The sequence below is a fragment of the Rhodococcus sp. IEGM 27 genome (genome assembly GCF_033142305.1).
Classification (GTDB): Bacteria; Actinomycetota; Actinomycetes; order Mycobacteriales; family Mycobacteriaceae; genus Rhodococcus_F; species Rhodococcus_F oxybenzonivorans.
Genome location: NZ_JAWLSG010000012.1, coordinates 117,596 through 131,696, shown reverse-complemented (window position 1 = coordinate 131,696; position 14,101 = coordinate 117,596). Strand labels below are relative to the sequence as shown.

The window sequence follows — 14,101 nt, the reverse complement described above, 5'->3', positions numbered from 1 at the left end:
CCGACGACCAGCAGCGCTGATGGCCATCAACTTGCAATGCAAGTACCGTCAGGATGTGATCGGCACCACCGATCGGCTATCGCCCTTTGCAGCACGCTGGGTGTGGTCCTCGCACCAGGCGACGTGGCTTTTCGGTCGGGTCGGACTTTCGTGGGTCCAACGTGTAACGAAAACGATAATTCAGACCCCCCGAAGAAACACAACTTAGGTTGGCCTATTCATCCCGTGAACAGGCCTTTTCTCGAGGGCAGACCTCGGCCGAGAACGTCCAGTTCATATTAAGTGAGTGCGCCGAGTACTGCTGTGATTCCGGGAGTCGGGTCGAAATCGGGGTCGGGAACGGTCAGCTGATGCAGGATCACTCCATCCAGATAGTCGGTGACAACCACTGCGTCGGCCGCTGGATTCCTCGATCCGGCGAGGTCCAGCATGCTCGCGCCCCATTCTACGAGTCCCGCGCGAGCAGAGCCGATGATCTCCCCGAGTGCCGGGACCGCCGAGGCCTCCGCGAAAAGGGCGTAGCGGGCGCGCGAGCGGATCCGGTCGGGTCCCGCGGCGTACCGGGTGAACGCGGCCAGCGCCTCCACCAGAGCCTCCATCCCGTCGGGCCGGAGGTCCGCAAATTTCTCCCAGTCGTCCACGTCACGTGCCGCGAGGCGGGTGACCATTCCCTCGAGGAGGGCGCCGCGGGTGCGGAAGTAGTTGGAGGTGGAGCCCTGCGGCATCCCCGCCGATTCGTCGACCGCTCGATGAGTGAGGGCGCGCGCCCCCTTCCGGCCGAGCACGTCGATAGCTGCGTCGAGCAGCTGTTCTCGCCTCCCTGTCACGCACTCCACACTACAGCCGTAGTAATTCCACTACAGGCGTAGTAGCGTTGAGGCCATGACGCACTCGGCAGCAGTCCTCGGCGGCGGCATCGGCGGCCTGGCCATCGCCCGTTTCCTGTTCCGCGCCGGCTGGCACGTCGAGGTCTTCGAGCGCTCCGCGGACCTTCCGACGTCGGGTACCGCCCTCGGCATGTGGCCCCAGGCCGTCGACGCGCTCGACACGATCGGACTCGGCGACCGGGTCCGCGCTCTCGGATCTCCGCAGCATCGAGGGTCGTTCCTGCGGCCGGACGGGTCCGTCATCGGCACCGTCGACAGCTCCGCTCGCACCGCCTACCTGCTGTCGCGGCCTGCCCTCCTTGCCGAGCTGGCCACATCGTTGCCCGAGGGGATGGTCTCGTTCGGCACCCCCGCCCCTCCGGCGGACGCCCTTTCCGACTACGACGTCGTGATCGGTGCGGACGGCCTGCGCAGCGCCACCCGGCGTCGCTTGTTCGGTGACGGTTTCGAGCCCGTCTACACGGGCGCCACCGCGTGGCGGGGATGGGTGCCCGGACGGCGCGACACGGTGAGCGAAACCTGGGACGCCGGAGCGCTTTTCGGAATCACACCGCGCGAGGGCAACCTCGTCAACTGGTTCGCGTGCGTCCGCACCGACCCCGGATCCGAGGACGGACTCGACTACCTGCGGTGGCGGTTCGGGGGCTGGCACGCCGACGTCCGGGCCGTCCTCGATGCGATCACACCCGACGCCCTGCTTCATCACGACCTCTACGAGTCGCCGGCCCTGCCCTCGTATGTGTCGGGACACACGGCGCTGATCGGCGACGCCGCCCACGCGATGGCTCCCAATCTCGGACGTGGAGCGTGCGAGGCCCTCGTCGACGCGGTCACACTCGGACGATTCCTGTCCTCGCAGAACGACATTCGCGAGTCGCTGCGACAGTATGACCGCGCGCGCCGTCGGGTGACGCAGCGACTGGTTCTCGGATCACGTGCCATGGCGTCGATCGCGATGACCAGACATCTGCGTCCGGTCCGCGATCGGACGATAAAACTGGCCGCAGCCCTGGCCTGACGAGAATCCTGGTGCGCAGCAATGCCTGCCCGTCTGGTACTTTCCCGCGGTAGGGGGACGAGACGAACCGGGGGCGGTCATGGGGGCGGTGGACGACGGCTGCAGTGATGCGGTCGGCAGAACCGAAAATTTTCATCGGGGGAATACCAGATCCACCTCGTCGGTGGTGACACCTTTTTCTGCGGCGGGGGCGTACTGTCCTGCCGCCGGCGTGCACCATTTCCATTCGCGGTATCCCTGATCTGCATCGATCTCTGCTCTTCGGATGCGGCACCAGCCTGCATCCACTTTCACTCGACATCAGGAGTAACCACGTGAAGATCCGCATGCACGCAGTGGCAGCCGCACTGTCGGTATCCGCTGCAGCAGTGCTCGGCGCCGCGACCGCGCACGCCGCTCCGAACACCGCCCCGTCGACGTCGCAGCCCGGCGTCACCGACCGGTCGACGCCACCCACCACGTCCCAGCCGGGAGTGACGAATCCGGCGACGCCGCCCACGACGTCACAGCCCGGAGTCACCGGCCCCGCAGCCCCGACGACACCCGCTCCCCCGCAGGCACCCCTGGCCGTACCCGGAGGCGACGCGGCCACCCCCGGCCCGGCACCGAGCGGTGACACCCCGCCGCCCGCCGCCACGGGCGCAGTCGAGGCTGCCCCCGCCCAGCCCGCTGCGGTGTGGATCGATCCGGACGACATGCCGAAAACCAATCAGGCACCCGTCGCCCCCACCCTTCCCGTGCCCAAGCCGGTAGTCGAGGTGAACGCCGCCGCCGACACCCTGATCGGCGCCCTTCCGGTTGCTGTCAACGGTCGCCAGTACGGCAACCCCGAGGGATATGCCGGCACCGTCGGCTGGCGCATCGGTGACGCCACCGGCACCGCGGGCATCGCGATCGACCCCTCCAGCCCCACCGCCGCCGCCGTGTCGGCGTTCGTCGCGGATTCCCAGGCCGAGCACCCGATCAACTGGTCGGCGCCGGTCGACGTCACACCTATCGCCGCCGCCATCTCGGATGCAGCAGACCGGTACCCGGCCTTCGGCTCGCTCGTCGACGCGGTCGCCGCCCTGCCGGCACCGCAGCTACCGCAGCTGCAGTCGACGGACAGCGGGCCGAGCGCCGTCACGATCGGTGGCGTCAACGTGCGCAGCCAGGCAACGCTGCACGTCTGATCGGTGATCCTCCGGGCGGCGCCGGCTACAGGGCCGGCTCCGCCCGGCGGAATGAGGTGTGGAGGATTCACCTGTGACAGAACCGCCCGGCAGGAACGACGACAGCGGTACCCGCGATCGCTTCGCACATTGGTTCCCGCCCTTCACACCTACCCCCGCGTCTTTGCGTACTGCATCTACGAGTGCTGCGGACTCGACCGAAGTAGTCCGGGATTCACAGCTCGAGCTTCCGCCGCCTGTCCCTACCTGGCTGGCGCCGAGCGACCAGCATGACACCACGCCTGTCGTTCGCGGCGGGCGCGGAAAACAGAGGCTCGCTCTCGCCGGCGCCGCTGTGGCCCTGGGAGCAGTAATCGTCGGTGTCGTAATCGTTTCGAGTTTCGGATCCTCGAACGAGACCGGGAGTCCCGTCGCGGCCGTGGATCCGGACTGGTGCGTCGAATCCCGGAACGACGGCGCGGTCACCGGCAACGGTCCCGGCGGTACGGCGGACGGCACCGAAGTGATTCTGGCTTTCGACCACGCCTACTACGTGGAGCGAAGTGGAGCGAAGGCCCGCGACGTGGTCACCGCCGATGCCCCGATGGGGTCGGCCGAGACGATTCAGCGGGGCATCGACTCGTTGCCGGAGGGCACCGAACATTGCCTCACGATCAGCCCCATCGAACCCGGGCGCTATGCCGTCACACTCACCGAGCAGCGACCGGACGGGTCGACCCACCAGTATCGGCAGGTCGTAACCACCACCGACCGTGACGGCCGCACCTACATCACATCCATTGGAGACGCTCAGTGACATACCGAACCGGCTGGAGCACAGCATCTTCCACGATCGTCCTCGGCGCGTGCGGAGGCGCGGGCGCCACCACGACGGCCCTCGGACTCGCCAACACCGCGGCGGTACACGGGAATGCAGTGGTCGCAGTCGACGCAACTCCGGCGGGTGGTGACATCGCCGAGCGCGGCGCCGACGCCGTGCTCTCCGTGAGCGGGCTCGAACACGTGGTGACAGCGGCAGCGTCCGGAGCCGTCCCGGACGACGTCTTCGACGGGTATTGCTCGCGCACAACCGTGGACGCCCGGATCCTGAATCGGCTCGGCACTCAGACGGCCACCGACAGCGAAATGTCCTTGCTCGCAGAAGCTCTCCACGCGCGCGGGGCGAGCTCCGTATACGACCTGGGCCACCGATTGCGCGCTTCCTACCTGTCACCGTTGCTGGCCGCACCGACTCCGATCATCCTCGTCGTGCCCTGCCGTGCCGACGCGTTCAACCGACTACGCGCCGCACTGCAGTCGATCGGCGACACACTAGGTGAACCCGGTCTGTCCCGGACAGTCGTCACCGTGTCGAATCAGGACAACACCGGATGGCAGGTGGACGTCGATCTGCTGCGCGACTACCTCAGCGGGCAGGTGTGGGGTGTGGAGACCATCCCGTACGACGAGCACCTCGGCATGGGGGTCGTCATCAGCCACGATCACCTCGCCGCCGACACCCGCGCGGCCTACGAACGGCTCCTCGACATCGCCTCGGCCGTCGCCGACGGGCCCCGCGAACCGGTGCCCGCGCCGGTGTCGGAGTAATCCACTGATTCCACAGATGCGCACGGATTCGCCATTTGCGCACCGAATTGCCTGTGCAAAAGACTAATTGGTGCGCAACAGGCACCTGGTGAGTTTGCCCCCGTCGCCCCGAAGCCCAGCGCCATCAAGTCACTCGCTCTCGGTGCCGCCCGCGTGCTGTGCCTCGATTTTGGCCCATTCCCTGCCGCGGTGGTTGGCGAGACGCAACTCCTCGGCTTCGTCGAAGGTGTACCACTCGGTGCTGGGGCGGTCGGGTAGGACTCCTCGCAGGTACTCGCCGAGGTAGTGCTGTGGTCCTTCCCATCCCGTTCCGACGCCGTAGCAGCCGGTGTCTGGATCGTTGCGGAACACGTCGGCGACAGAACGCCAGTTCACCGCTCCAGCAACTCCTTCAACCGCTGCAGGTCCGCGGTGACGGCCGAGGCGTCGGCAGTGAACTCGTCGACCCCCATCCCTTCTCTTCGTCGGAGGGTGAAGACGACTTCGCTGTGTTCGCCGTCGGGGATGACGCGAACCGGGTTGTAGACGGTGTCTCCGTCCGGGAGGGTGACGTGGTGGTCGAGCACTCCGAAGTCGTTGGGGGGCGCGAAGGCGACGAACACCTGCCCCATCGGCGAGTCGGCGACCCAGTGATCGCCCTCGCGGGCAATGCTGCTGCTCAAACCGGCCGCCCAGGCCGGCAGATTGGCTGGGTCGCTCGCATAGGCGTAGACGTCGGCGGCACTGCGAGCGATGAACACACTGACATGGGTGGATTCGCGGGTCATGGCTCCAGCATCCCCGATGTTCCGCGAACCTGATTGAAGGAATCGGACGGGAGCGTCGGCGTCGATGTCTGAAATCTTCTATTTCCACGACGTCGTCCGAAGCTAGCTTTACGGCATGACGATTCCTACTTTTACCGCCATCGAACTGGTGGTTCACGACCTCGCCGCATCACTGGCGTTCTACCGTCGCCTCGGCCTCGACATCCCCGCCGGGTCTGAGGAGGCGCCACATGTCGAGTTCGAACTTCCCGGCGGAATACGACTGCTGTGGGACACCGTCGAGACCATCCGGTCGTTCGAGCCGGACTGGACGACGCCTCAGGGTGGACATCGGGTGGCACTCGGGTTCGATTGCGGTAGTCCGGATGTCGTGGACAAGGTATTCACTGATCTGACCGACGCCGGCTACCGCGAGAGACATGCCCCTTGGGACGCGCCCTGGGGTCAGCGTTACGCCACGATCGACGACCCGGACGGCAATCCGGTCGACCTGTTCGCGCCACTCACGACGACGTGACCAATCGGCCGAAGGAGCGGCCGGTCAACTCGTTCGACTCGCGGATCAAGTGAGCTTGGTCGGCGAACCCCGCCAAGCTTGCCGCCTCCGCGGCAGACATAGACCCCACCAACTCCATGGCCCGCTGCAGCCGGAGAATTCGCGCCAGCACCTTCGGCCCGTATCCGAACTCCCGTCGACACAGCCGGTGCAGTTGGCGTTCGCTCATACCGACACGATCCGCCACCTCCCGGACGGGGCATTGACGTGCAAGCAGGCTCACGGTCACCGCGATTCTGCGGTCCGGCCTCGCAATCAGCCGGCGACGGGCGGCGAACTTCTCGAGTTGGGTGGCGGGGTCACCGTGCTCGGCGATCGAAGACAGAAGCCGGGCGGTGTCGTCGTCGTAGAGCACGTCGGCGAGCGGCACCCGCGCGTTCGCCAAAGCCTCCGCCGGTGTCCCGAGCAACGCCGGCAGGGTGCCGGGCGCACATCGCAGTCCCACGAGGTGATCGCCGGGGCGAGTGCGGGCAATGTAGGGACGAGAATCCGGACCCGCCACGACGACGTCGCCGTTCATCCAGATGAGATCCATGCATCCGTCGGGGAGAATCGCGCCGTCACCGTCCGCTGCGGTCTTTTCCCACACCACGGCGCCGGCGAAGGTAGAGCTCCGCTCCGAGTACATGCGCTCATGCTAGGCAGTGGGTCCGACCCGGACTATTCCCCGAAGACTCCCCGCACGACTCTCGGTGCAGGCTGGACTCCGTGGTGAAGTTCTCGGAGCGCCCGCAGACGCAGATCGCCGACCGCAGGCCCCCTGGACGCCCCGGGCACCCACTCACCGAGATCGGCGACCGCTTCGACGACGCGGTCGGCACATCGGGTGGCCTCCGGCACCCGTCCGATCCCGAGGCCCTCGATGATCACCACGTTCCCGTTCGTGAGTCCGCGTACTCCGACCGACCACCCGAAGTGGCGGTTCCAGGCCAGAACGACCTTCCGTCCCGGGTAGCAGGGGATTTCCGAGGACAGTGTCAGGACCGCGTCGAAGGCGGGTATCTGCCACCACTCGACCGTGTCCGCTTCCACCGTCGCAGCAACGGACCGAATGTACTCGACGACATGTGTAGCACCGGCAACCCGGAGCGCTTTGTTCATGATTCGACCCACCTTCGACGAATCCGGCGGCGCAGAGGCCGGCGAATTCGTGCGCCTCAGCCTTCAGTTACCCGCTGCGCTGCTGAGCGGGGACGGAACCCGCCGATCGGGTCCCTCTCGTCAGGTATTCGGCGCAGAACCGGCTGCGGACGGGATCGACTTTCCGCCGGGAACGACGAAAGCCACGAACTCGTTTAAGTTCGTGGCTTCGTTGTCGCGGTCCGAAACCCGCTGTGGTGGGCGAAGGGGGACTTGAACCCCCACGTCCCGAAGGACACTGGCACCTGAAGCCAGCGCGTCTGCCATTCCGCCACTCGCCCGAGCGACTGGAGAACATTATCACGAGGCCATCGGAAATCGCGATTCGTGCTGATCAAGCCCGGAAATGCCCACAAAAACCCTCGTCCGGACAAAGACCGATATCATGCTAGTGCGTAGACCCGTGTCGCGGCTCGATGCAGTGACAGTACCGTGGGATATACGCATGGAAGTGTCGCGACACGAACGGGGTCACGGCACGACCGACACCGCGCCGAACATGTCGCAGGCCGACGAGCGAGACACTGTAAGGAGGTTCCGATGGGGATAGTGCAACGTTTCGAGCGGAAGCTCCAGGGAGCAGTGGGTGACGCGTTCGCACGGGTCTTCGGCGGCGGCGTGGTGCCGCAGGAAGTGGAGGCGGCACTTCAGCAGGAGGCCGCCGATCGTATCCAGGAGCTCGAGGGCGGCCACCTGCTTGCTCCGAACAGCTACGTCATCGCCATCAACAACTCGGACCACGAAGGCCTTGCCGCCGACAGAGACCTGACGGTCAAAGCCTTCTCTCGTCACCTCGAAGACTTCATTCGCGACCAGGGCTGGCAGACGTATGGTCCCATTCATGTCGCGTTCGAACCATCGCCTTCACTGCACACCGGGCAGTTCCGCACCCGGGGTTCGGTGGATCCGGATGCGGGTCGCCCGGGCGCGACCCCACCGGGGCGACCCGAACCGCCGCGCGGTCCCGCACCGCGACCACAGGCACCGTTTGTACCCGTCACGTCGAATCCAGGAGCTGGCCCCATGACGCAGAACTCAGGCTACGACCCCAGCCGCGAACCAGCGGGCAACCGTAAGCCCGATCCGCAGTACGCGCGCAACGGTCACGCCCATGCGGGCCAGGACCAGGGGTACCCGCCTGGTTACCAGAACGGTTACGACCGGGGCGGATACCCGCAGGGCAGCTACGACCAGCAGCAGCCTTACCCCGAGGCGCCGCGTGGTGGGTACCCGCAGGATCAGCAGGCCTACGGCCAGGCTTACGAGCAGGCACCGCAGGCGCCCGGCTACGAGCAGCCCGCCGACGACGGCTACGACTACCGCGAGGCCGGATACGCCCAGGACTACCGGGGTGGCTACGACCAGGGCGCTCCCGCGCGCTACCCGGATGGCACCTACGCCGAAGCCGGCTACCAGCAGCCGCAGGCGTACGACCGTGGGGGCTACCAGCAGGGTGGCTACGACCAGCAGGCGTACGACCAGGGCTACTCGGACTACGACCAGGGTGGCTACAACCAGCAGGCCTACCCGCCCGAGGGGCACACGTACACCGCCACGCTGCAACTCGAAGACGGCAGTGGACGCCACTTCCAGCTGCGCGAAGGCAACAACATCATCGGTCGCGGCCAGGAGGCACAGTTCCGTCTGCCCGACACCGGGGTGTCGCGTCGCCATATCGACATCCGCTGGGACGGTCAGGTCGCGATGCTGTCCGACCTGGGATCCACCAACGGGACCACGGTCAACGGTGCGCCGGTGCAGGATTGGCAGCTCGCCGACGGCGACATCATCCGGGCGGGGCACTCGGAGATCCTGGTTCGAATCCTCTGAGGCGCAGCCGACCAAGCGACCTGAGGCGCAGCCGACCAAGCGACCTGAGGCGAAGCCGACCAAGCGACCCGAGGCGAAGCCGACACAACTTATCCGGACCACGTGCCGAGACCCTTTCGAGACGCGTTCGATGCTCGACCGACACCCCGTCGGAGGCCGTGTCGGAGGTAACACGGTGGCGACTCCGTATCGTTGGGGGCTGTCCGTATCCTGATCGCAGGGTGCGGATTGCCCCTATGATGCTGCGAGAAAAAGACGCCGGAGACTCGACCGTTTCGGCAACAGAAGGAGGTGGACTGCCGTGCAAGGTTTGATTTTGCAACTCACGCGAGCAGGCTTTCTGCTTCTGCTGTGGCTCTTTGTGTGGTCTGTACTCAGAGCGCTCCGGGGTGACATCTACGCAGGGTCCGGCGTCCGGGTTCCCCCCAGGTACTCGCGCACCGGCAACGTCCTCCCCTCTCTGGGTAAGACGAAGACGGCCAAGTATCTCGTGGTCACGCAGGGCGGCCTGGCGGGCACTCGCATCACCTTGGGTACCCAGCCGGTTCTGATCGGGCGGGCCGACGACTCCACCCTCGTACTCACCGACGACTACGCGTCCACCCGGCACGCCCGGCTCTCTCCGCGGGGCGCCGACTGGTACGTCGAAGACCTTGGCTCCACCAACGGCACCTACCTCGACCGCGCCAAGGTCACCACATCTGTCCGCGTGCCGCTCGGTACTCCCGTACGCGTCGGCAAGACGGTAATCGAGTTGCGCCCGTGACCCTCGTACTCCGCTATGCCGCCCGCAGCGACCGTGGCCTCGTCCGATCCAACAACGAAGACTCTGTCTACGCCGGTGCGCGACTGCTGGCGCTGGCGGACGGTATGGGTGGTCATGCGGCAGGTGAGGTCGCGTCCCAGTTGATGATTGCCGCGCTCGCGCACCTCGACGACGACGAGCCGGGCGAAGACCTTCTGGGCAAGCTCGAGGCGGCCACGCGTGAGGGCAACGACTCCATCGCCGACCACGTCGAGGAGGATCCGGAGCTCGACGGCATGGGCACCACGCTCACCGCGATCCTCTTCTCCGGGAGCAAACTCGGACTGGTCCACATCGGCGACTCCCGTGCCTACCTTCTGCGCGACAACACCCTGACGCAGATCACGCGCGACGACACGTTCGTGCAGTCCCTCGTCGACGAGGGACGGATCACGGCGGAACAGGCGCACACCCATCCGCAGCGTTCCCTCATCATGCGGGCGCTCACCGGCAACGAGATCGAGCCCACCCTCACGGTCCGGGAGGCCCGCGCCGGCGACCGTTATCTGCTGTGTTCCGACGGGCTTTCAGATGTGGTGAGTGACGAGACCATCGAGAACACGATGCGTGAGGGCAGCCAGGACGAATGCGCCGACCGGCTCATCGAACTCGCGTTGCGCAGCGGTGGTCCCGACAACGTGACGGTCGTGGTCGCCGACGTCATCGACCTCGACTACGGGCAGAGCCACCCGATCGTGGCTGGGGCGGCATCCGCCGACGACGACGATGACGCCCCGCCGCCGAACACCGCCGCAGGCCGTGCCGCAGCGATGCGGCCGCCGCGCGCGACGCCCAAACGCGTCGTCCCGCAGGTCGAGGAGGCGCCGACGAAGAAGACGCGCCACCGCATGTGGTGGGCGGCTTTGGCGCTCGGTCTCATCGTCGTAGTCGCCGTCGCTGCCTTCGTAGGGCGGGCTCTGATCCGCAACAACTACTACGTCGGCGCCGACGGCGAACGTGTGACCGTACTGCGTGGTGTCCCGGGTTCGGTGCTGGGTTACTCGCTCCAGGAGGCCAACCTCGTCGGCTGTGTCACCGACACCGGTTCGCTCACGCTGATGTCGCCCACCGACTCCCCGAACGGGTGCACGATTCTCCAGGTCGACGACCTGCAGCCGTCGGCCCGCGAACAGGTCCGCGCCGGTTTGCCGTCGGGCAAGCTCGACGACGTCCGGAACCAGATGGCACGGCTGGCCGACAACGATCTCCTGCCCGTCTGCGAATCGCAGCCGGCCACGACCACCACTACCCCGGTTCCGGTGCCGACACCCACTCCGGAGCCTCCCCCGGCGACCACACCTGCTCCGCCGGCCACTCCCGAGACGGCTGTACCACCGACCCCGACACCGACACCGACCACGACCCAGGTCCCCGGTCAGAACTGCAGGACGGCTAGCTGATGTCCGTCGCAAGTGCTTCACCGGGGGCGCAGTTTCCCAGTCCACCGGGCGGGTTCGCACCAGCCCCCGTCCAATCGACGCGTCGCAACACCGAGCTGATCCTCATCGGTCTCGCGATTCTGATCACGACTCTGTCACTGGTGTTGGTCGAGGCCAGTCAGGAACAGAGCATCACCTGGGATCTCGGAAAGTACGGGGCAGCGTACGCAGCACTGTTTCTGATCGCGCACCTCGCGGTCCGGCGGTTCGCGCCGTATGCCGACCCGCTGATCCTTCCCATCGTCGCGCTACTCAACGGCCTCGGGCTGGTTTTGATTCACCGCCTCGATCTGGCCGACGCACAGTCGGCCCAGTACTTCGGGCTGCCCGTCCCCTCGCCTGATGCCAACCAGCAGGTGCTGTGGACGACGCTGGCCATCGCGGGTTTCGTCGCTGTCCTGGTGTTGCTGAAGGACTATCGCCTGCTCGCCCGCTACAGCTACACGCTGGGTCTCGCGGGGCTGGTCTTCCTTGCCATTCCCGCCATCCTTCCGTCGAGCTTCTCCGAGGTGAACGGCGCAAAAATCTGGATCCGGCTTCCCGGCTTCAGCATTCAGCCCGGCGAGTTCGCCAAAATTCTGCTGATCATCTTCTTCGCGTCCGTCCTGGTCGCGAAGCGTGACCTGTTCACCACGGCCGGCAAGCACATCTTCGGGATGGATCTCCCCCGCGCCCGTGACCTCGGCCCGATCCTCCTCGCCTGGATGGTGTCGGTGGGCGTGCTGGTGTTCGAAAAGGACCTCGGCACGTCACTGCTGTTGTTCAGCACCGTTCTGGTGATGCTGTACATCGCCACCGAACGCGTCGGCTGGCTACTCATCGGCGGTGGCCTCCTCGCGATCGGTTTCTTCTTCGCCTATCACCTGTTCGGTCACGTACGGGTCCGCGTCAGTACGTGGCTCGACCCGCTGGCCGACTACAACAACACCGGATACCAGATCTCGCAGTCGTTGTTCGGGCTCGCGACCGGTGGCGTCGCCGGAACCGGACTCGGCAGCGGCCGGCCGGCGCAGGTGCCGTTCGCGAAGACCGACTTCATCGTGGCCACTATCGGCGAGGAACTGGGACTGATCGGTCTCGCCGCCGTACTGATGCTGTTCCTGATCCTCGTCATCCGCGGCCTGCGCACCGCGCTCGCAGTACGGGACAGCTTCGGCAAGCTCCTCGCGGCCGGACTGTCGTTCACCATCGCCGTGCAGGTGTTCGTCGTCGTCGGCGGCGTCACCAAGTTGATTCCCCTCACCGGGCTGACCACGCCGTTCATGTCGTACGGTGGGTCGTCGCTGCTGGCCAACTACCTTTTGCTCGCCATTCTGATCAAGATTTCGGACGCCGCCCGCGAGCCGGCCGTCCCGAAGAAGAAGGGTCCCACCCCCATCGCCGACGCTCCCACCGAAATGGTGCCGCGCACATGAACACACCACTGCGCCGCGTCGCGATCGCTGTCATGGTCATGGTGGTCGCCCTCCTCGCCAACGCCACCTATGTGCAGGTCATCAAGGCGGACGACCTTCGAGCCGATCCGCGGAACTCGCGCGTCCTCCTCGACGAGTACTCCCGCCAGCGCGGTCAGATCTCCGCCGCGGGACAGGTACTCGCGGCGTCCGTGCCCACCGAGGACCGCTACAAGTACCTGCGGACCTACCCGCCGAACCCGGCTGCGCCGTCGAGCCCGCTGGCCAACGCACCCGTCACCGGCTTCTACTCCATGCAGTACGGCAGCACGGGTCTCGAGCGTGCCGAGGACCCGGTACTGAACGGTTCGGACAACCGGTTGTTCGGCCGCCGGTTCTTCGACCTGGTGTCGGGGCGTGATCCGCGCGGCGGCAACGTCGTCAGCACGATCAATCCGGTGATGCAACAAGTCGCCTACGACCAACTGACGTCGAAGGGCTACACGGGATCCGTCGTGGCCATCGAACCGAGCACGGGCCGGATCCTGACGATGGTGAGCACCCCGAGTTACGACCCGAACGTCCTCGCGAGCCACGACGGCACCGAGACCACGCAGGCGTGGGAGGCTCTCAACGCCGACCCCGGCAAGCCTCTGCTCAATCGGGCCGTCTCTCAGACCTACCCGCCGGGCTCCACGTTCAAGGTGGTCGTCACCGCGGCCGCGCTCGGCGCCGGAGCCACCCCGGAAGACCAGTTGACGGCAGCGCCGCAGATCACCCTCCCCGATACTGCGACGACACTCGAGAACTACAACGGTTCCACCTGCGGAGGTGCACCGACCGCGTCGCTGCGTGAGGCACTCGCCAGGTCGTGCAACACGGCGTTCGTCGAACTCGGCATCAAGACGGGGGCCGACGCCCTCACCGATCAGGCTGCGGCGCTCGGCGTCGGCGGTCAGATGCCGGGTGTCCCGTTCCCGGTCGCGGACAGCACGGTGGGGTCGATTCCCGACGACGCCGCACTCGGTCAGAGCAGCATCGGCCAGCGCGACGTGGCGCTGACACCCCTGCAGAACGCGATGATCGCCGCTACCGTGGCCAACGGCGGGGTGCGCATGCAGCCGCAGCTGGTATCGGAACTGCAGGGACCCGACCTGTCCAACCTCGCGACGACCAACCCGGTGTCCGAGGGTCAGGCGATGTCGCCGCAGGTGGCCGCCACCCTGACAGACCTGATGATCGGCTCCGAGAACAACACCAGCGGTACGGGCAAGATCCCCGGAGTGCAGATCGCCTCGAAGACGGGAACTGCGGAGCACGGAACCGACCCGCGCAACACACCGCCTCACGCCTGGTACATCGCTTTTGCACCCGCACAGAACCCGACGGTCGCCATCGCGGTGATCGTCGAGGACGGCGGAGATCGAGCACTGGCCGCAACCGGCGGCTCGGTGGCTGCACCTATCGGCCGTGCCGTCATCGCAGCCGGACTACAAGGGGGCTGAT

Annotated in this window: 15 protein-coding genes and 1 tRNA gene; 10 read left to right on the top strand and 6 right to left on the bottom strand. The window is 66.5% G+C overall.

The window, feature by feature from the left end:
* Window positions 1-278 precede the first annotated feature (278 nt).
* Window positions 279-827, bottom strand: a complete 549-nt coding sequence (locus R4P95_RS28960) for a TetR/AcrR family transcriptional regulator (protein ID WP_317747290.1) — start codon at window positions 825-827, stop codon at window positions 279-281.
* A gap of 55 nt (window positions 828-882) precedes the next feature.
* Here R4P95_RS28960 and R4P95_RS28955 point away from each other — a divergent pair, with 55 nt between their 5' ends.
* From R4P95_RS28955 to R4P95_RS28940, 4 genes are all read left to right on the top strand, one after another.
* On the top strand, window positions 883-1,905 hold the full coding sequence (locus R4P95_RS28955) for an FAD-dependent monooxygenase (RefSeq protein ID WP_317747289.1): 1,023 nt from the start codon (window positions 883-885) through the stop codon (window positions 1,903-1,905).
* Between the two features lie 314 nt (window positions 1,906-2,219).
* Window positions 2,220-3,077: a glycoprotein gene (locus tag R4P95_RS28950; RefSeq protein WP_317747288.1), complete on the top strand. Its 858-nt coding sequence runs from the start codon at window positions 2,220-2,222 to the stop codon at window positions 3,075-3,077.
* 73 nt (window positions 3,078-3,150) lie between these two features.
* The gene (locus R4P95_RS28945; protein ID WP_397517766.1) at window positions 3,151-3,873 is read left to right on the top strand and encodes a hypothetical protein; all 723 of its coding nucleotides are present in this window, start codon (window positions 3,151-3,153) and stop codon (window positions 3,871-3,873) included.
* Complete coding sequence (locus R4P95_RS28940; RefSeq protein ID WP_317747286.1) at window positions 3,870-4,664, top strand: hypothetical protein; 795 nt, start codon at window positions 3,870-3,872, stop codon at window positions 4,662-4,664. Before R4P95_RS28945 ends, R4P95_RS28940 begins: the two co-directional genes overlap by 4 nt.
* A 129-nt stretch (window positions 4,665-4,793) precedes the next feature.
* On the opposite strand, the gene R4P95_RS28935 is transcribed toward R4P95_RS28940, so the two are convergent.
* Together R4P95_RS28935 and R4P95_RS28930 are read right to left on the bottom strand one after the other, a co-directional pair.
* Entirely contained in the window at window positions 4,794-5,039 is a 246-nt protein-coding gene (locus tag R4P95_RS28935; RefSeq protein ID WP_249354174.1) for a hypothetical protein, read from the bottom strand.
* On the bottom strand, window positions 5,036-5,431 hold the full coding sequence (locus tag R4P95_RS28930; protein WP_213575389.1) for an SRPBCC family protein: 396 nt from the start codon (window positions 5,429-5,431) through the stop codon (window positions 5,036-5,038). The genes R4P95_RS28935 and R4P95_RS28930 overlap by 4 nt, the downstream gene beginning before the upstream one ends.
* 115 nt (window positions 5,432-5,546) lie before the next feature.
* On the opposite strand from R4P95_RS28930, the gene R4P95_RS28925 reads away from it, so the two are divergent.
* Window positions 5,547-5,948, top strand: coding sequence for a VOC family protein (locus R4P95_RS28925; protein WP_317747285.1), 402 nt, complete (start codon window positions 5,547-5,549; stop codon window positions 5,946-5,948).
* Here the strand turns inward: R4P95_RS28925 and R4P95_RS28920 are convergent.
* The 3 genes from R4P95_RS28920 to R4P95_RS28910 all read right to left on the bottom strand — a co-directional run bounded on the left by R4P95_RS28920 (window position 5,935) and on the right by R4P95_RS28910 (window position 7,408).
* A complete protein-coding gene (locus tag R4P95_RS28920; protein ID WP_213575391.1) occupies window positions 5,935-6,615 on the bottom strand; it encodes a helix-turn-helix transcriptional regulator in 681 nt (226 codons plus the stop codon). The two genes, R4P95_RS28925 and R4P95_RS28920, sit on opposite strands and share 14 nt — an antisense overlap.
* A 32-nt stretch (window positions 6,616-6,647) precedes the next feature.
* Window positions 6,648-7,088 carry a DUF6292 family protein gene (locus R4P95_RS28915; protein WP_249354175.1) on the bottom strand — a complete coding sequence of 147 codons (441 nt, stop codon included), beginning with the start codon at window positions 7,086-7,088 and terminating at the stop codon, window positions 6,648-6,650.
* Window positions 7,089-7,322: 234 nt separating this feature from the next.
* A tRNA-Leu gene (locus R4P95_RS28910) sits at window positions 7,323-7,408 on the bottom strand.
* 259 nt (window positions 7,409-7,667) lie between these two features.
* Here R4P95_RS28910 and R4P95_RS28905 point away from each other — a divergent pair.
* The 5 genes from R4P95_RS28905 to R4P95_RS28885 all read left to right on the top strand — a co-directional run bounded on the left by R4P95_RS28905 (window position 7,668) and on the right by R4P95_RS28885 (window position 14,100).
* Entirely contained in the window at window positions 7,668-8,957 is a 1,290-nt protein-coding gene (locus R4P95_RS28905; RefSeq protein WP_317747284.1) for an FhaA domain-containing protein, read from the top strand.
* A gap of 301 nt (window positions 8,958-9,258) precedes the next feature.
* Window positions 9,259-9,723, top strand: a complete 465-nt coding sequence (locus R4P95_RS28900; RefSeq protein ID WP_109325356.1) for an FHA domain-containing protein FhaB — start codon at window positions 9,259-9,261, stop codon at window positions 9,721-9,723.
* On the top strand, window positions 9,720-11,162 hold the full coding sequence (locus R4P95_RS28895; protein WP_317747283.1) for a PP2C family serine/threonine-protein phosphatase: 1,443 nt from the start codon (window positions 9,720-9,722) through the stop codon (window positions 11,160-11,162). The genes R4P95_RS28900 and R4P95_RS28895 overlap by 4 nt, the downstream gene beginning before the upstream one ends.
* Window positions 11,162-12,616, top strand: coding sequence for an FtsW/RodA/SpoVE family cell cycle protein (locus R4P95_RS28890; protein ID WP_213575394.1), 1,455 nt, complete (start codon window positions 11,162-11,164; stop codon window positions 12,614-12,616). The genes R4P95_RS28895 and R4P95_RS28890 overlap by 1 nt, the downstream gene beginning before the upstream one ends.
* A complete protein-coding gene (locus R4P95_RS28885) occupies window positions 12,613-14,100 on the top strand; it encodes a penicillin-binding transpeptidase domain-containing protein (RefSeq protein ID WP_109325352.1) in 1,488 nt (495 codons plus the stop codon). Before R4P95_RS28890 ends, R4P95_RS28885 begins: the two co-directional genes overlap by 4 nt.
* Window position 14,101: the final 1 nt, after the last annotated feature.

Excerpts from the sequence above, each read along its gene's own strand:
- R4P95_RS28930 (WP_213575389.1), bottom strand. The coding sequence starts at position 5,431 with ATGACCCGCGAATCCACCCATGTCAGTGTGTTCATCGCTCGCAGTGCC.
- R4P95_RS28955 (WP_317747289.1), top strand. The coding sequence starts at position 883 with ATGACGCACTCGGCAGCAGTCCTCGGCGGCGGCATCGGCGGCCTGGCC.
- R4P95_RS28890 (WP_213575394.1), top strand. The coding sequence starts at position 11,162 with ATGTCCGTCGCAAGTGCTTCACCGGGGGCGCAGTTTCCCAGTCCACCG.
- R4P95_RS28885 (WP_109325352.1), top strand. The coding sequence starts at position 12,613 with ATGAACACACCACTGCGCCGCGTCGCGATCGCTGTCATGGTCATGGTG.
- R4P95_RS28905 (WP_317747284.1), top strand. The coding sequence starts at position 7,668 with ATGGGGATAGTGCAACGTTTCGAGCGGAAGCTCCAGGGAGCAGTGGGT.
- R4P95_RS28925 (WP_317747285.1), top strand. The coding sequence starts at position 5,547 with ATGACGATTCCTACTTTTACCGCCATCGAACTGGTGGTTCACGACCTC.
- R4P95_RS28915 (WP_249354175.1), bottom strand. The coding sequence starts at position 7,088 with ATGAACAAAGCGCTCCGGGTTGCCGGTGCTACACATGTCGTCGAGTAC.
- R4P95_RS28920 (WP_213575391.1), bottom strand. The coding sequence starts at position 6,615 with ATGTACTCGGAGCGGAGCTCTACCTTCGCCGGCGCCGTGGTGTGGGAA.